Raw genomic sequence first — 15,068 nt, forward strand, 5'->3', positions numbered from 1 at the left:
TTTGAAAGCCCCAACATCCATGACGGATATTGAGGCTTTTCTTTGGTATCGATCGGTACTAACTTACTGGATTAGAACTCATCAGTTCTATTGCTGTTGTTGTACTCTTTCTTGTTGGCATAATATTCACTACGAATCTGCATTAATTCTTCTGTCGTATATCCAAGGTCACTAACGAACTTATGGATTTCGGGCAGAGCCATTGAATGGATTTTGTAGCTTTCCCAATCCTTTTTGAAAATTTCATACAAATCTAAGCCTTTGAGATCGGTATCATTTTCAGTTTTGAACTGTGACCAAGCCAGGATACGAATTGCATCTCTCAAATTGGATGCTTCTTTTTCTGATTTGGTCAAGATATTGATAGCCATGATAAACCTCTAAGTAAAGTACAGAAAATCTAACTCAATCCCTCAAGGCGAAGCCCTACAAAACGCTTAACCTTACCATTGTTTCTTCATTGACCGATTGATTAAGTTAAATACTTTCGATCGAAACGAACCCAAAATATTTAACTTAATCTTACCATTGGCTGATGAATTAACTCACGCTAAAACAAATCACCAATATCAAATTCTTCTTCAGGAACAGGAGCAGAAACCGGAACAGATGAATCGTTGACTTTCCGAGTAGGACTAGGACTAGCCGTAGCTGTAGCCGTAGAAGTAGAACTAGGACTATAAGTAGCAGCCGACCCCGATTTCTTGGAATAATAGGTCGATCGAATGCTCAACAATTCTACCTCGGTAAACTCTAAACTTTTGGCGAAAGCGAGAAGTTCTTCATAAGTATTGTTATGAAGTTTTTCTTCTTTCCACTCTGCCTCAAACACAGAATAACCGCCATATTCCAGATTCTTGAGTGCTTCTTTGTTGGTGGATTTGTACTCTTCCCAAGCAAGAATGCGAAGTGCATCAAGTAACAAACTACGCTTTTTGGCAGTCTTGGACATGAAAACAATAGCCATGATGGAATCCTTTGGTGTAAACTACAGTAAATCTAGAAACAGGCAGAAAACCTCTCTCATCTCCCCATCGCGAAGCGACCCTAACAGAAAAACTACTGGGGTTCTTTCTTCTTTCTTTCGATGGCTACGCCCCGGCTTACGCCTACGATGATGGAAAGATAAACTAACCATCATCAATCACTCTTTAAATCAACGGTTAACGGTTAATCATCAGCAAAAGTATCAGGATAAGGTTGTGCAATGGAGTAGTAGCATTCTCTGATAGTTAACAGTTGTTCGATCGAGAAATCTCTTTCTGCTGCTAGCTCTGTGAGTTGAGTCAAATCCATCGATCGAATCTTGCTCTGTCTCCAGCGACTGTAGAATCTGGTGTAACGCTGGTTTAAATCTTCACGAAACCGAGGATTTGTTTCAAAAACCTCCCATGCGAGCACCCGGAACGCATCACGCAGGCGTAGAGTTTCCTGATCAGTTTCAGTTTGTGTATCTATTTGCATCATGTTTCTGTCCTCTTGTTACTGGTATAGAAAAGGTCATTGAGAAGCTGGATGAGAGTATCTTTGTTATCGATCGCTACCCTGAGTGCGTAAGGAAAGAGCAAATCAGCTTCAGTTTGAAACTGAATTTTGCCACTAAGACTAGAAGGTGCAAACGATACCTGAAGAAAACTCGTTCTAGGAGCTAGCACCAGTTGATATCTTTTCTCGCCTTTCTTTTTGTAAGCAACGTATTGCTGTTTGTTGAATCGCTCTAATTTGGTATGCTTCGCCATCCAAGACTCTGCGATCGAAAACAAATTTGTTCCGCCTTCGATCCTGTGGATTTGGGTAGATATCAATTTAGGTACACCGTCAACAACTTCAAATCTTTGAATCAAGTCGTAAACTATTTTGTCAGTTGTGTCAGTCATTTGATTTGCTCATGAATTGGATTAGGTTTATGTTAGTTTCTCCTCAGTAATTCAGTGAGGAGAAACTAAACAGTTGGCTACTTTTGCTTACAACGAATTACTTCAGCAACAAACTCAGGAGTTAAGCCACGTACTTTAATTTCAAACGCGAAATCTTTAACGCGCTTGGATTTTCTGGCTTCTCCTTCTTTCTTGATTGTGTAACCGCCAACTTTAGCTACAACAGCTAGATATTTAGTAGCCTCAGTTGTCGATTTTACACCTATGTAAGTTATGAAAGATTCAAATCCTGAAGCAGCATCCGGCATTTCTTCCCAATTGAATTGATTATTGGTTGTGCCGACAATCGTGATTCGATCGCTGAGTTTCACTACGACGTAACTACCGTGCGGTGATGTTTCGATAACTTCACCTTCAACACCTGCAAAATTCACTTTTTTCATGACTAAGATTCCTTACTAACTAACTCAACACTTCATAGCGAAGCAAAACACTAACAAACCTTAGAAACTATTTCTTGATTTGTTTCTAAGGCTTGTTTCTGAGATTGTTTCTGTAACTAATCCTGTTGCTGTTGCTGTTGTTGTTGTGGAGTAAATTTATCAGAAACAATTTGTACGATCGATTCAGCAGAAAGTCCGATTATCCGCATTTCATACGGTGAATCCTTCAGGTATCTGGGTTGACGAAGATCTTCATCAGGTTTCCCGCCAGCAAGGATGATAGTATTTTTGAGAAATTTTGCCTCAATAGTCGATCGAACTCCGAGGTACAGAGTAAACAGATTGGGGTGAAAGCCTTTAACATTATCAGTAGTTTCATCCCAAACAAAATCTTTAGTATAAATGCCTCGGATAACAGCACGTTCTGAAAGTTTGACAAGGAAGTAGCTATTATGTGGAGATAACGCTAAGACTGTGCCTTGAATCCCACCAAAGTTTAGTTTTTGCATTTCAGTAATGATTACAGATAATCAATACTTTACAGCGAAGCAAAACGTAATTGCTGAACTTTTTGTATTTGCAAAAGTTACCAAATTACGTTATTCTATAATCAACAATATCAATGCAGCCGGGGGGAAATCAATGCAGAAAAAATATGTACCGCTGTACAAACCAAATCAACTAATCTTAGGAACTGGACAAATCGCAGTAGTCAGCGGATGGATAGACAAAGGTGCGATCGCAAAGAAGCTGGAACCAGAAGAATTTGCAGTGATAGGGCAACTGTACTCAGCAATTAGTGGAATCAATTACATAATCAGAAATCTACTGTACAACCCTCACGTTAGGTATCTGGTGATTGTAAATGCGACAGAGGAAGATAATAAGTCTGGTGCAGCAAAATGTCTGTTGCATTTCTTCCGACACGGGTTTGAACCGCATAAAAGGAATAATGATCCCGATTCAGACTGTTGGAAAATCATTTCAAAAACAGTGGGATACATAGACAAAGAAATACCATTTGAGAATCTGCAACGGCTGCGAGAATCGATCGAATGCCATGAAAAAATAAGCATCACAGAAGCTGTAATCCTAATAAAACAGTTAGCTAAAAAGGTAGAGAAAACACCCGAGCCGGAATGGGCAACGCCGATAACATTCCCCTTGATAGAAACCGTCCCAACGATTTTCCCTGGGCAGCGGTACGGACACCGCATAGAAGGAAAGACGATTGCAGAAACCTGGGTAAAAATAGTTCACCGTATCAAAACCACAGGTGTGTTGCGACCAACAGGTTATGACGGTCAATGGCAAGAATTGATAAATGTCATGGCAGTAGTCACCAATGAACCTGCTGATTTCTACTTTCCACAGCCTAACTATCTGCCGATGGATAGACAATATCTGGAACAATACAAACCTTACATACTGGACGATGTACCCTACTACCGCGAAGGCATCAAGTACACCTACGGGCAAAGACTGCGATCGTGGTTCGGACGTGACCAAATCGAACAAGTCATCGAAAAACTAATCAAAGAAATCGACGCTGCCAGCGCCGTCATGAACCTTTGGGATTCTGGCTGTGGCAATTTATTCTCTCGACCCGATGGATCTTCTGACCATGAGCATGAGGGCAGTCCCTGCTTGAATCATATCTGGGTTCGCGTGGTGGATGAAGAAATATTGCTGACTGGTACATTCCGCAGTAACGATATATTTGGTGCATGGCCGGCAAATGCGATGGGATTGCGCGTGCTACAGCAACATATTCGGGATCAATTAGCTCGACGATCGAAGTATGATTTGAAAATGGGCGCGTTAACCACAATTAGTCAATCAGCCCATTTGTACGATAATACTTGGGAAACGGTCGATCAACTGATTGCTGAACAATACCCTCAGATTTGCCGTAACAAGGATTATTCTGACCCAGCCGGGACTTTCTTGATTGAACTTGTCAATGGTCAAATAGAAGTTCTGCAACAGAGTCCGATCGGTGAAACAGTTTTCAGATACTCTGGCTCAAATCCGCTTCAGTTAGCTACCCAGATTTGTAATGCTTCTCCGGCTATACTGCCGTTACATATTGCCTATCTGTCGATCGAACTCCAAAAAGCTTCTGAGTGTTTAAAGGCAAATCATCACTACATTCAAGATAAATAATTCCTACTTATCTTGAATGTAGACTTTTACATCACAGCATACAACTCTTCCCTTTCTAGTTCTAATTCTTCTAGCTCTAGTTCTTCTAGCTCTAGTTCTTCTAGTTCGGTTTCTGTGTCTGTGTCTATTTCTGTTCTAATGGGATATGGAACAAAGGATTTATAACGGGCTTCATGTTGCAGTCTGTGGTCGCTAGCAATTCCTTGGAAAACCTGTTTGATATACTTGATGCGTAGATGTTGAAGATTGATTGCACCTTGCGAATGCGCTGCCCAGGTTCCTTTCTGATGCAGATACATACACATATAGAAACCGTAAGCTGGAAGAATTAAGGCGGGACATTTGATGCCTGTGAGGTAGGGTTGAAATTCTTTGACTGGTAAACCTAACTTCTCTTTGCTACCTTTATTTATCAGCCAGAAATCGGCATCGGCAAAGTTAGTTTTTACAATCCAGGTGAATAATGATGGGTTTTCCATACTTCGCTTTGGGAGTAACATCATCTCCCCAAAACGAAGTATTTTTATTTCTCTTTCTCTTTCTTCACTTCACTTCTCACCTGTACCTGTAGCGGACATGACGGTCACATGAGCATGACCGTCACATGAGAATGAGTCAAAAGTTAGACTGCCCGATCGAATTCCCAGGATAAAAGTTTTTCGTCAGTTGCCTGTTCAGTTTCAACAAGATAATCAAAATATTGAGCAACGGTAACTGAAGGGACGATCGACTTAACTGTAACTATCCCGCAGACGGTCCAATAAACGCTACCTACCTGGATGCGATCGCCGTTCTGACATAACGGGAGCTGGCACGAGAAAGAATATTCCTTCCTACCATCTACGCAAACATAGACACCGCCTCGCCAAACCAAATTCTGCGTAGCTGGCAAATCAAACTGATCTGGGGTGGTAATCGGTGCAACTACCTTCTTTCCTGTTGCTGTAACTGTAACTAAACTCATGTCAAAACTCCTTCACGGGTAAAACGTGGGCAAAACTCACGTCCTTACCGCAAAGCGTTTTAACTGTTAATCTCAGCCTCAGCTATTTTTACTTACAGATTAAGTCTGTTCCTGAATCTGTTTCTGTTTCTGTTTTTGTTACGGTAACAGTTTCTATAACTGTTTCTGTAACTGTTGTAGAAGGTGGAGAAGGTTTCCAGGGAGTAAAGATTTCAGTATCCTCAAAAAGCTCTTGAGGACTGATGGTAGAGTTAGGACGCTTCAGGATGCCTTTATCTCGGTAGAATAACTGCTCATCCAAGGCGTAGGCAACAAGTTCGCTGCAAATCCATTTCTCAGGATGATTAAGCAGATTGCCTAACAGTTCCTCCAACTTCCCGGTCAGCAGTCGATCGAGCATCCGTCCAGGGAAAGTTCCTGAGAGTCCTTGGGTCAAGATTGCGCCGAAATCGTATTCTTTCCCGATTTCGAGACTGGCTTTATGTGCGATCGCATAACCTACCGCATCATTGAAAAATATGGGTTTGCGGAAGAAGATTTGACAGTTAGGGTCATTGAAGTATTTGCTTAATGTGCAAACTTTGACTGTGTTATTTGCCATATCTGCTTCGATACATTGATCTTCGCCAGCGACAATCAAGGTATGAGTTACATGGATATCGCTTATCATATCCCAGCCCGTAAAATAAGCGATGCCGATCGATGTTACGTCCGCTCCTTTGTTGAGAAATCCTATGTACCCAGTTTTATAGTTCTCTCCATACTTCGGTGCTATGTCTGTTAGTTGGATTGCTGATTTATCGGGAGATTCTGTGTCTAACATTAGCGTTATACTCTAACTAAATAGCTAGAGTATAACACTCATTTCTATCACTCTTCTATCACTCTTATATGACTGGATAAGCTGACCAATACCACTCCAGAAAACGCTTAATGAACTGAGCATTAGGCAAGTCGTAATGGCTGATATACCAAAGAAATAGAGGTTCATCTCTAGTGTTTTCACAGAAGCGGATAATGTGTCGATTAACTGACCGGGTTTCAATCTTATTCCACAGAATCTGGCGTTTTTCTTCGGCTGTTGTACCTTCAAAGAATCTTGCTAAGTTAGTTAATTCTTTGCTCTGTTTTCTTGACCAAGTGAATAATGCAACGTTTTTGCCTTCATAACCAACACAGTAATGACCTTTGAGAAGGTCTTTGTCAACAGGTTTGCCGTTGCGATCGAAATAGGTTTTCTCGCGTCTGTTGACATCGTAGGGAAAAAGGCTGATGGGATTGATATGAATTTCTGACATAATTCTGCTTAATAAACTGCGTATAGGTCACTTTAGGTCACTTTCTTATCGCAAAGCGACCTTACCCACAGACTTCAACTACCTTCAATCCTGATTATTTTAGTTTTCTTTCCAGTTCGATCGATATTCTCTTTAGTTCCCCGACTATTGCCATCCCAGAGAGCCAAACCGTAATCGCAAATTGAGCACATTGCTATATCTCGATTGACATAGCTTCCTGCAACTCCCACCGTTTCATATCCTGTCGTGTTTCTCGGTTTTGCGTTACCGTCCCACAAAGCAAAGTAAACTTTAACATTGAGGTAATTCGATCGACGTAGATATTCTTGGACTAGCTTGTCTACGCCTCCCGCATCACCAACAATTATCGAAAAGTTTAGCTGCATTATTCGATCGATTGATGGTAATCCAGCACTGATATCTTTGATAGAACGACTGCCAGAAATCATTACAATTTTAGTCTGATTAGTCATAGTTGTTGGTTAATAACTGCTTCCCAAACACGAAGTGCAAGTGATAGAATTAAAATAAAGTCACTAACATGAAACTAAAATGCCTTGATTTATTTGCGGGAATAGGAGCTTGGGAACTAGCAAGTAGTTTAGTTAACAAGAACTCTCAGATTAGATTAGAGACGATCGAATTCGTAGAAAACAATCCTTACTCCCAACAAGTTCTAAGAACGCACTTCCCAGGAATTCCAATTCATTCCGATATCTGTGACTACCTACCAACCAAAAATAAAGCCGATGTCTTCTTCTGTAGTTTCCCTTGCCGAGGCACATCAAGAGCCGGAACCAAAACCGGACTCGTTCATGTTGAATCAAGTTTATGGTTCCAAGCACTCCGCTGCATCATACTCGGTAGACCAAGTTTTGTACTGGTGGAAAATCCAGCAGGACTCATCGATCGAGGGCTACGAACAATCCTTGCCGGATTCAGAATGGCTCATTATCAAACAGAAGTTGAAGTTATCAGCGCGTCGGAGTGCGGTGCGCCACACGAGAGACAAAGGGTGTTTGTCATTGCCCACACCAACAACCTTGGCATTGAGCAACGGCAAGGGTGGGAGGGCTGGTCAAAACACATTGGAACTCAAATTGAAATTGCAAAATCGTTTACCCGCTACCCAGAAACTAAACCCAGAGCTGTGTCTTTGGATGATGGCAATCCCAACTACCTGGCTGGATTGCATTATGACCACTGGTGGCGATTCAATCCCCCGCCAGCTAACCCCGGAGTAGAACGCAGAACTCCCGGCAGGGCAGAAGCAATCAACTTAGCAGGTCTGTCGATCTGCGTTCCCCAAGCCACTGTTCCCTTAATGCGTCTCCAGTTTCTAGCTTCTTTACTTCCTCAACATTAGTAATTGTTGCAAAGAGATGAGCAATGTAGAAGAACAAATCCGTTTGTACCGTCAAGGGCTGTCTTATTCCCAGATAGCCAAACATACTAACACGACAGCAGCAAAGGTACAGCGCAGCATCAGAGCCTGGAATTTACATCCTAAGCAAGTAGAACCAGTTACTCAATCCGTTGAAGAAATTCAAGCTCTGAGAGAACGTATTCGATCGCTCAGAGCCGAGGGTCTATCAATGAAGGCGATCGGTCGGCAAGTCGGCATTGAAGAAATTCTCGTTTATCGACATCTTCAAATTCTCGGATTGCTTTAATCAATTAGTTAACCAATTAGTTAGCTAATAAGTCCAACAAATTTAATTGTTGCCATTCCTCATCGTTCTTCTTTCGATCGATATTTCTGTCAACTGTTTTAGGATTAACAACAGAACTAACGTGTTTCCACATATGATTCTTTTTGATGTATGCGATCGTCCGTGGAGACACATCAAACAATATACTGAGTCTTTCAGTCGTTAAATTCGTCTCAAGTAGCAAAACTTTGATTTGAAAGACTTCTTTTTCGGTTAGCTTAGACTGAGGGTTTTTAGAGCCTTTATTCGAGCGTCCTTTTGCCACCATGTCTCTCATATTTTCTTGATGAGTGCCAAGGAATAAGTGCTCAGGATTTACACAAGGCGGATTATCACATTTATGACAAACAAACATACCTTCAGGTATTTCGCCCTTGTATATCATAAAACTTACACGAGAAGCATTCATCCTACTTCTCTGTAGTTTAACTTTTATATTGAATTGACCATAACCTTGATGATTACGGTACAAATCTGTTATCCAGCAATCCTCTTTGCTGATAATGTGCTTTTCAAACTGTTTTTTGATACGAGCGTAATTGTCCATAATTCATCCTACACTTCAACAATTCAACGTCAGAAATCCATGAAAACAAGAATCAAAACGAGAAACGGAAACAGAAACAGAAACACACGAAGATTGTTTCTAGATATGAACAAGGAAGAAAAAGTAAGGGTAAAGTGTTTTATTGCCCAGTTTGAAGGTGTTGAGGGTCATGCTGTGTATTTAGCGATCGAACGAATGGGAGAAGTGGAACTAACAGTAATTTCTATTCATTCTACAGCAATAAAAGCTTGGAGTGTCGTCGTAGGAGCTAGAAGAATCTTAGAAAGCAGCAGTTACAGCTACCAGCACAGCAACGAACTTATTCTTAAGACTTTCCTTACTGCGCTGCTTGCTGATTCTTCTTCATATCCTGTACAAGATCCTGAAGAAATTGAGATTGACAGTCCGAGAAAGTGGAAGATTTTCAGCACTAAATCCAAACATCCTCACTTTCCGAAGGGAGTTTTTGTCATCGGCACATCACCAACCGAAATTCTAATGCTGGAAGATCAACCCAAAAAGTTAATCTTGTCTAATACCTACATGATGTGTGCTTATATTGCTGATTTTATGAACCAGCACCATCTTGATTCTCTACTTATGGCGGATATCAATCGCTTAATCCGTGAAGCCCAGAGAGCTTTTTCTTCAACCAAACATCACATTGTTTGTTCTTTCACCCCTGCTGAACTTCTTAAATGGGCTTATAAATAATCCATTGCCATTACTCGCTCAAACTCTTTGACGACATAGTTCATAAACTTTGGGTTTCGATCGAACAACTTGGAAAATCTCTCAGGCATACTACGAAACCCTTGCCCTACCAGTTCTTCTACCATGAAAAACACAGCGTAGCCGAAATAATAAAGCTTAGGAGCTATATCACCCTCTGCTGTTAAACCTTCTGTTGATATGTACGATTTCTCATTTTCATCCACATACTGAACAAAATAGAGGATTCCGCCACTTTTCAGCTCTATGAATTCTCTATTATTCTCAGTCAAACTTCCATTCGGTCGATCGAGCTTAAACTCCCTATACATTGATTTTCCTAACTCGTTCATCTCCACCAAGCGGTTATTTAGTCTCAGATTTTCTGCTTGGATTCTCAACGTTTCTATTATCAGATCCGTGTTGTACTTTGTTAATTCCGTATTCTCGATCAACAATTCCGTATTCTCTGCCAACAAACGCTCATTTTCCTTGGATAAATCACTGTTATCTGACATAAAAACTCTCAATTATTTGTTATATTATAGCAAAAATTAAGGTTTCAGGTAGCTTCGCTTTTAGGTTTTGATGTTCTTTTTTTTAAGTTAATGATAGTAACAGAAACAGAAACAAAACCTGTAGTGAATATTCATTGTGATGGTGCTTGTTCAGGAAATCCGGGACCGGGTGGTTGGGCTGCATTACTCACGATTCCAGGTACAAAGAAAGAGAGAATGATTAGTGGTAAAGCTGAGACAACCACTACTAACAATCGCATGGAGCTGACAGCAGCGATCGAAGGATTGAAAGCGCTCAAAAAGCCCTGCAAAGTAACCCTGTTCTCGGATTCCACTTACGTCATCTATACTATGACCAAAAAGTGGAAGCGCAACGCCAATCAAGATTTGTGGGAAGAACTTGATAAGTTAGCAAAAGTTCATGAAGTAACATGGATCTGGCTAGCTCGAAACTCTACTCCTGAATTGGCTGAGTGCGATCGAATATCGAAACAGGAAAGTACCAAGTAATCCTAAGCAGATATAAGGGCAGTAGTAGGCAGTAATAGTATGATTTGAACTACAATATTGGTTATCGTTCAAATCACAATTCTGATTATGCCTACTACTGATGCAATAACCGATGTCTGGGCAAATTTTCAATCGTTAACAGGCGTAAGTGAAGTCAAAAAGATAATGGATGCTCCCCAGGAATGGGTACTGCAACAACCACTAACTCAAGGATTATTAGCTCATCCAGTAGGGAAAGCTATTCTGAGTTGGCTTCAGTCGTCACAAAATGTCTTGGCATTTCCTATGTTGATAGGTCAATGCGGAACCGCATTCTTGGAAACATCCCACGGCATCAACAGAGCTTACAACAGCAAACTTTATGACAATCTGGCAGGCGCTGGTGAAAGAGCTTTAGCTTCAATAACTTCTACCAGTACAGAGAAAGGTATCTATGGCGATGTCATAAATGCTTTCAACAGCAGCTTAAATATCCCAGAATTGGCAAAGACCGGGATAAAAATTGATTACGCGATGGGTGAAGCTTGGACATCAATCAATACTAAAAAGCTTCAAATGCAGGAAGAAGCCAGAAAATTAAGAGATCAATATTTCCGGGAATTGCAAGATGAGCGTTTAAAACTGGATGAAAGAAGAAGAACCAGAGCTAAATACAACAATGTGGCTAGAAGTTTGGTTGCTATGGGTGACGCACCTATTCCTTCTCCTAGAATTGTAAGAGTTCCTACCACAGGAACAATCACAGATACAGGAACTGGAGGTGGAACAGTAACAGCTCATAGCAATTATGAGATCAACTCAATTTATAACAATCGAATCTTATCAATCCGAAGTATCAAAGTAAATGCCAGCGCTTTGATTATTGTCCCGGTCGTAGCGCCGATCGTTGCTGTTAGCGGTGCTTTGGCGACTGTAGGGATTACCGCAGGCATAATTTCCAGCATAGCAAGCTGGTTTTTGACCAATTGTATGAATCTGATTGGAATGCCAGCCAGTTTAATTTCAGCGCTTACTCATTGCGTAACTTCGATCGTACTCAAAGTTTCGGGCAGCGCTGGAGCTCAAGCACTAAGATTCTTTGCTGCTTCTGCCTTGAAAGCTAACGAAGCTTTGTTGATGACGGTTTTTGGTACAACGAATATGAATGTTACTGCCTGGATGTTTTTGCTGGCGATGGCGGGCCCGATTTTAATTGTCTCAATCATCATCATTTTAGCCATGCGAAACAAGACTGCCTTAGCGAAAACTCTCTACGTTTTTGGAGATTTAGTCGATAATCCCAACCGATTTAATCTCAGAGTTGCTTCCATGTACGATACTAATGCGATCGAGATATTGGAACAATTCAAAGCCTCAGCTAGAGATATGCGAAACAATGCCAAACTTGCTATGAGCCAAATTATAGGACTCGGGGTAGATCCAAAAAACGAATTTGCTATTTGTTATAATCTAACCAATCCTGATAATCCCATTCAAGTTACTGGACAAGAAGCAATCCTGGCATTATTAGGATCTGATAAAGTTGCTAGAATAGCAACAGGTAGACTCAACTTTATGGACTTCATTTAATCAAATGGCAACCATCTATGAATTGACTTATGACTGGTACGGCGCAGATGAAACACTGGCTAAAGTAGCAACAACTGCTGTTTGGTCAGTGTGGGATTGCGTAGCGAAAAACTGGTCAAATGCTCCCAAAGTTACTTTGCGAAATACCCTGCTTTCAGGGTTACACAAAGATGTTGGGAAAGACAGATTTTGTATTGGTGAAATCCCAGAGAATACAAAAAATGCTGCATTGCTGAATCCATTTGTAGTTGATAAAACCGATCGATATCAACTAGATTTAGCAAGCAACTCTCGGAATCATGGTAGGTTTACATTCAATCTGGCTCCGATCGGCAAAGATTACTATGGAGATGCAACAACGGAACAATGGAAACGAATTATTTATGGCAGTATTCTTCACACCGGATGCAAACACTTAATTGGACGCGACTTCAATTATGTGATTGTTGACGATACAGCAAAAGATGATAACGGCAATCCCCAAGATGATCCAACAAATGGTAGGCACTGGAACAGTGGAGACAGTCACGCCAAAGCTTCCAGAGAATTTATGGAGATTCTTGGTGCAGGAACAGTAGAGTTTGACCCTAATGAAATTGATGCTGATATTCCTATTCAATTTCGCATAGCCTCATTTAAACAATGGGTAGCAAAAGGGACGATCGCCTATAATCCTCTGTTAGATAATTCAGGCTATGATTTGGTGATTCCCTGGAGTTCGCTGAAAGGGAAAAAACCAGCACTAGGAAATTACAGCGGTAAATTGCTCTGCGGGTTGGTATTTGAAGCAGAACAACGTACAGCAAAAGCTGGCTGGATGCTATTTCAATGGTTTAAATTTGAAACCCTAGAAGAAGATAGGATTATTACCCGACTTCGAGAAAAATGTGAAAAGTTGGCAGGTGCTACGAACTCGATTCAAGCTTTGGCGACACAGTTGAGAATCCATCAATATGAAGCAGAGCTAGAGCAAGAACAAGGCGATAGTATCCAGTCAGAAGCTGAATATGTCAACACCGCAATGGAGATTATCAAATATGACATAAAAGGCAGACTGTTACTGCATCCCTACATCACAGGCAAGGTAGCAGAAAGACTTCGCGCAGTTTGGCTCAACTTAGCCAAAGCAGCCGGAGTTCGTTTCTGGTCACTCATGTCCCAACCAGATGAGTATTTCAAAAAGTACGAAACTACGGACGAGAACAACGTAACCACTTTTAGCGAAAAAGTTTTCTGTGCACCGGGGATGCCGATCGGTGAATATATCGTTTTCTGTAACCCGATGAGACATTGGGGAGACTGCCAGCTTTGGATCAACCGTCATGAAGGCACTTATGCCAAAGGACATGGATTGATGGCAGCCTCGACAAAACTAATGTTGGCTCTGGGCAGAGACTTTGACGGCGACTTTGTTCAACTCATCTTATCTACCGAGTATCCAGCTCTGAGAGATGCGATCGCCAACTTTGACACACCTCCATCCGTTGACAAGCTTCCTAAAATGGCGCTGACCGGAACTCTCCAAGAAGTTGCGGTTAATTCGATGAATGACAGCACCGGGATTGTGGCTTCACTTCTCGGTCGCGCCAGAGGTGCGGGAGCAGAAGGAATAGTGCTGATGATTCCTCCCGGTGGGATGCAGACCGCTCCCAAAGAAATGACAATTATCGACTTCCTCAGCCAGGAATTGCAAATCGCGGTTGACTCATTAAAATCTGCATATCCCAATAATGATAAGGGTTTGCAGGCTGTTACCGATTATCTCAATACTCTCGGAGACACGGCTAAAATCCCTTGGCTCAAAGATTTCAAAGATGATGCGGTTTATCTAACCCGAGACTGTTCTGTTGCTGATGGTGCGATCGATACCATCTCCCGCCTGGTCAGAGTCGTTAACAGCTACTGGCGACCAGCTCAACTGGAAACCAACATCAACATCAACTCCTTTGAAAATGCACTCTTTGTGGGTGTTGTAGTCGATCAAAAGCAGTTAGATTTTGCTTTTGAGCAACGCAAAGGATACGCGGACGAGATGAAGGTTGCGATCGAATGGAAAAAGCAAAACGATGGTGACACTACCAAAATCCGTGAGGTATCGGCAAAATATCAAGCTCTCAAAAACTCTGCTCTTGAACAATTAGCCGATCCCAACGGCGAGGCTTTCAGCGCAAAAACTTGGGCTGCTGCTTACTGGAGAGCAGTTCATACCCATGCTACTGATTTAAGTACCGGGTCATTAGTCTTCAACTTATTCAGGGACGAAATCGTGACAGATTTGCAAGATAATCCCGACACCTTACCTTATTTCAATGCCTACAACGTTCACAAGCAAGAACCCAATGTGTGGAGTAAAGGTGAATGGAAAGGGCAAAATGTTCTGATTCGGATTGTTCAGCGAATGAAGCCTGCTGCGGGAGAAGTGGCAGCACGGATGGAACTTGGCGTTGATATGAGCTTCCCTGAAAGTACCAGAAATGTCGGGTACTTTCCGCTTGGATGGATACCGAAAGAGTACCAAAGTAAAGTTGCGATCGGCGAAACTCGCGAGATGCGCTGTTACACCAACGGCAAATATATGGAGGAAAGTGGACAGATAATCACGAAAACAGTTCGGCTCTATAATCGAACGCTGAGTCAAGAACAGATCGATTACTTAGAAGGCAAGTTCCCAGCAGGACTTTATACCCCTGAAGATTTTGGTCTACCACCAAATTAATCATTTGATAGTGCATAATTAAAATATTCATTAGTTA

20 protein-coding genes are annotated in these 15,068 nt (G+C 41.5%); 7 read left to right on the forward strand and 13 right to left on the reverse strand.

Annotated elements, in window-relative coordinates; all coding sequences use genetic code 11:
• Nucleotides 1-71 precede the first annotated feature (71 nt).
• From QUA34_RS13405 to QUA34_RS13430, 6 genes are all read right to left on the reverse strand, one after another.
• Nucleotides 72-371, reverse strand: coding sequence for a hypothetical protein (locus QUA34_RS13405; protein ID WP_333387188.1), 300 nt, complete (start codon nucleotides 369-371; stop codon nucleotides 72-74).
• A gap of 179 nt (nucleotides 372-550) precedes the next feature.
• Nucleotides 551-967: a hypothetical protein gene (locus QUA34_RS13410; protein WP_333387190.1), complete on the reverse strand. Its 417-nt coding sequence runs from the start codon at nucleotides 965-967 to the stop codon at nucleotides 551-553.
• A gap of 203 nt (nucleotides 968-1,170) precedes the next feature.
• A complete protein-coding gene (locus QUA34_RS13415) occupies nucleotides 1,171-1,467 on the reverse strand; it encodes a hypothetical protein (protein ID WP_333387194.1) in 297 nt (98 codons plus the stop codon).
• The gene (locus QUA34_RS13420) at nucleotides 1,464-1,877 is read right to left on the reverse strand and encodes a hypothetical protein (protein ID WP_333387197.1); all 414 of its coding nucleotides are present in this window, start codon (nucleotides 1,875-1,877) and stop codon (nucleotides 1,464-1,466) included. The genes QUA34_RS13415 and QUA34_RS13420 overlap by 4 nt, the downstream gene beginning before the upstream one ends.
• 77 nt (nucleotides 1,878-1,954) lie before the next feature.
• Nucleotides 1,955-2,320 carry a hypothetical protein gene (locus QUA34_RS13425; protein WP_333387200.1) on the reverse strand — a complete coding sequence of 122 codons (366 nt, stop codon included), beginning with the start codon at nucleotides 2,318-2,320 and terminating at the stop codon, nucleotides 1,955-1,957.
• 116 nt (nucleotides 2,321-2,436) lie between these two features.
• The gene (locus QUA34_RS13430; protein ID WP_333387203.1) at nucleotides 2,437-2,829 is read right to left on the reverse strand and encodes a hypothetical protein; all 393 of its coding nucleotides are present in this window, start codon (nucleotides 2,827-2,829) and stop codon (nucleotides 2,437-2,439) included.
• A 133-nt stretch (nucleotides 2,830-2,962) separates the two neighbouring features.
• On the opposite strand from QUA34_RS13430, the gene QUA34_RS13435 reads away from it, so the two are divergent.
• Nucleotides 2,963-4,486: a thymidylate synthase gene (locus tag QUA34_RS13435; RefSeq protein WP_333387206.1), complete on the forward strand. Its 1,524-nt coding sequence runs from the start codon at nucleotides 2,963-2,965 to the stop codon at nucleotides 4,484-4,486.
• A gap of 26 nt (nucleotides 4,487-4,512) precedes the next feature.
• On the opposite strand, the gene QUA34_RS13440 is transcribed toward QUA34_RS13435, so the two are convergent.
• From QUA34_RS13440 to QUA34_RS13460, 5 genes are all read right to left on the reverse strand, one after another.
• On the reverse strand, nucleotides 4,513-4,965 hold the full coding sequence (locus tag QUA34_RS13440) for a hypothetical protein (protein ID WP_333387208.1): 453 nt from the start codon (nucleotides 4,963-4,965) through the stop codon (nucleotides 4,513-4,515).
• Between the two features lie 143 nt (nucleotides 4,966-5,108).
• On the reverse strand, nucleotides 5,109-5,450 hold the full coding sequence (locus QUA34_RS13445) for a hypothetical protein (RefSeq protein ID WP_333387211.1): 342 nt from the start codon (nucleotides 5,448-5,450) through the stop codon (nucleotides 5,109-5,111).
• Between the two features lie 88 nt (nucleotides 5,451-5,538).
• A complete protein-coding gene (locus QUA34_RS13450; protein ID WP_333387214.1) occupies nucleotides 5,539-6,273 on the reverse strand; it encodes a hypothetical protein in 735 nt (244 codons plus the stop codon).
• Between the two features lie 64 nt (nucleotides 6,274-6,337).
• Entirely contained in the window at nucleotides 6,338-6,748 is a 411-nt protein-coding gene (locus tag QUA34_RS13455; RefSeq protein ID WP_333387217.1) for a hypothetical protein, read from the reverse strand.
• A 74-nt stretch (nucleotides 6,749-6,822) separates the two neighbouring features.
• Nucleotides 6,823-7,221 (reverse strand): hypothetical protein, encoded by a 399-nt coding sequence (locus tag QUA34_RS13460; RefSeq protein ID WP_333387220.1) that lies wholly within the window; start codon nucleotides 7,219-7,221, stop codon nucleotides 6,823-6,825.
• 68 nt (nucleotides 7,222-7,289) lie between these two features.
• Between QUA34_RS13460 and QUA34_RS13465 the strand changes: the two genes are divergently transcribed.
• A complete protein-coding gene (locus QUA34_RS13465) occupies nucleotides 7,290-8,114 on the forward strand; it encodes a DNA cytosine methyltransferase (RefSeq protein WP_333387223.1) in 825 nt (274 codons plus the stop codon).
• 16 nt (nucleotides 8,115-8,130) lie between these two features.
• The gene (locus QUA34_RS13470; protein ID WP_333387226.1) at nucleotides 8,131-8,421 is read left to right on the forward strand and encodes a hypothetical protein; all 291 of its coding nucleotides are present in this window, start codon (nucleotides 8,131-8,133) and stop codon (nucleotides 8,419-8,421) included.
• Nucleotides 8,422-8,437: 16 nt separating this feature from the next.
• Here QUA34_RS13470 and QUA34_RS13475 read toward each other — a convergent pair whose 3' ends face one another.
• A complete protein-coding gene (locus QUA34_RS13475) occupies nucleotides 8,438-9,007 on the reverse strand; it encodes an HNH endonuclease signature motif containing protein (protein WP_333387228.1) in 570 nt (189 codons plus the stop codon).
• 105 nt (nucleotides 9,008-9,112) lie between these two features.
• Here QUA34_RS13475 and QUA34_RS13480 point away from each other — a divergent pair, with 105 nt between their 5' ends.
• Nucleotides 9,113-9,721: a hypothetical protein gene (locus QUA34_RS13480; RefSeq protein WP_333387230.1), complete on the forward strand. Its 609-nt coding sequence runs from the start codon at nucleotides 9,113-9,115 to the stop codon at nucleotides 9,719-9,721.
• On the opposite strand, the gene QUA34_RS13485 is transcribed toward QUA34_RS13480, so the two are convergent.
• Complete coding sequence (locus QUA34_RS13485; RefSeq protein WP_333340699.1) at nucleotides 9,712-10,236, reverse strand: hypothetical protein; 525 nt, start codon at nucleotides 10,234-10,236, stop codon at nucleotides 9,712-9,714. The two genes, QUA34_RS13480 and QUA34_RS13485, sit on opposite strands and share 10 nt — an antisense overlap.
• A gap of 90 nt (nucleotides 10,237-10,326) precedes the next feature.
• On the opposite strand from QUA34_RS13485, the gene QUA34_RS13490 reads away from it, so the two are divergent.
• The 3 genes from QUA34_RS13490 (at nucleotide 10,327) to QUA34_RS13500 (ending at nucleotide 15,031) form a co-directional block, all read left to right on the forward strand.
• Nucleotides 10,327-10,746: an RNase H family protein gene (locus tag QUA34_RS13490; RefSeq protein WP_333387232.1), complete on the forward strand. Its 420-nt coding sequence runs from the start codon at nucleotides 10,327-10,329 to the stop codon at nucleotides 10,744-10,746.
• An 87-nt stretch (nucleotides 10,747-10,833) separates the two neighbouring features.
• Nucleotides 10,834-12,315 carry a hypothetical protein gene (locus tag QUA34_RS13495; protein ID WP_333387236.1) on the forward strand — a complete coding sequence of 494 codons (1,482 nt, stop codon included), beginning with the start codon at nucleotides 10,834-10,836 and terminating at the stop codon, nucleotides 12,313-12,315.
• Nucleotides 12,316-12,319: 4 nt separating this feature from the next.
• Complete coding sequence (locus tag QUA34_RS13500) at nucleotides 12,320-15,031, forward strand: hypothetical protein (RefSeq protein WP_333387239.1); 2,712 nt, start codon at nucleotides 12,320-12,322, stop codon at nucleotides 15,029-15,031.
• Nucleotides 15,032-15,068: the final 37 nt, after the last annotated feature.

This window comes from Microcoleus sp. POL10_C6, assembly GCF_036701585.1.
In the GTDB taxonomy this organism is placed as follows: Bacteria; Cyanobacteriota; Cyanobacteriia; order Cyanobacteriales; family Microcoleaceae; genus Microcoleus.

Coding starts and splice junctions, on each gene's coding strand:
- QUA34_RS13495 (WP_333387236.1), top strand. CDS start 10,834: ATGCCTACTACTGATGCAATAACCGATGTCTGGGCAAATTTTCAATCG.
- QUA34_RS13465 (WP_333387223.1), top strand. CDS start 7,290: ATGAAACTAAAATGCCTTGATTTATTTGCGGGAATAGGAGCTTGGGAA.
- QUA34_RS13480 (WP_333387230.1), top strand. CDS start 9,113: ATGAACAAGGAAGAAAAAGTAAGGGTAAAGTGTTTTATTGCCCAGTTT.
- QUA34_RS13430 (WP_333387203.1), bottom strand. CDS start 2,829: ATGCAAAAACTAAACTTTGGTGGGATTCAAGGCACAGTCTTAGCGTTA.
- QUA34_RS13445 (WP_333387211.1), bottom strand. CDS start 5,450: ATGAGTTTAGTTACAGTTACAGCAACAGGAAAGAAGGTAGTTGCACCG.
- QUA34_RS13440 (WP_333387208.1), bottom strand. CDS start 4,965: ATGGAAAACCCATCATTATTCACCTGGATTGTAAAAACTAACTTTGCC.
- QUA34_RS13405 (WP_333387188.1), bottom strand. CDS start 371: ATGGCTATCAATATCTTGACCAAATCAGAAAAAGAAGCATCCAATTTG.
- QUA34_RS13470 (WP_333387226.1), top strand. CDS start 8,131: ATGAGCAATGTAGAAGAACAAATCCGTTTGTACCGTCAAGGGCTGTCT.
- QUA34_RS13425 (WP_333387200.1), bottom strand. CDS start 2,320: ATGAAAAAAGTGAATTTTGCAGGTGTTGAAGGTGAAGTTATCGAAACA.
- QUA34_RS13410 (WP_333387190.1), bottom strand. CDS start 967: ATGGCTATTGTTTTCATGTCCAAGACTGCCAAAAAGCGTAGTTTGTTA.
- QUA34_RS13460 (WP_333387220.1), bottom strand. CDS start 7,221: ATGACTAATCAGACTAAAATTGTAATGATTTCTGGCAGTCGTTCTATC.
- QUA34_RS13415 (WP_333387194.1), bottom strand. CDS start 1,467: ATGATGCAAATAGATACACAAACTGAAACTGATCAGGAAACTCTACGC.
- QUA34_RS13420 (WP_333387197.1), bottom strand. CDS start 1,877: ATGACTGACACAACTGACAAAATAGTTTACGACTTGATTCAAAGATTT.
- QUA34_RS13485 (WP_333340699.1), bottom strand. CDS start 10,236: ATGTCAGATAACAGTGATTTATCCAAGGAAAATGAGCGTTTGTTGGCA.
- QUA34_RS13500 (WP_333387239.1), top strand. CDS start 12,320: ATGGCAACCATCTATGAATTGACTTATGACTGGTACGGCGCAGATGAA.
- QUA34_RS13490 (WP_333387232.1), top strand. CDS start 10,327: ATGATAGTAACAGAAACAGAAACAAAACCTGTAGTGAATATTCATTGT.
- QUA34_RS13435 (WP_333387206.1), top strand. CDS start 2,963: ATGCAGAAAAAATATGTACCGCTGTACAAACCAAATCAACTAATCTTA.
- QUA34_RS13455 (WP_333387217.1), bottom strand. CDS start 6,748: ATGTCAGAAATTCATATCAATCCCATCAGCCTTTTTCCCTACGATGTC.
- QUA34_RS13450 (WP_333387214.1), bottom strand. CDS start 6,273: ATGTTAGACACAGAATCTCCCGATAAATCAGCAATCCAACTAACAGAC.
- QUA34_RS13475 (WP_333387228.1), bottom strand. CDS start 9,007: ATGGACAATTACGCTCGTATCAAAAAACAGTTTGAAAAGCACATTATC.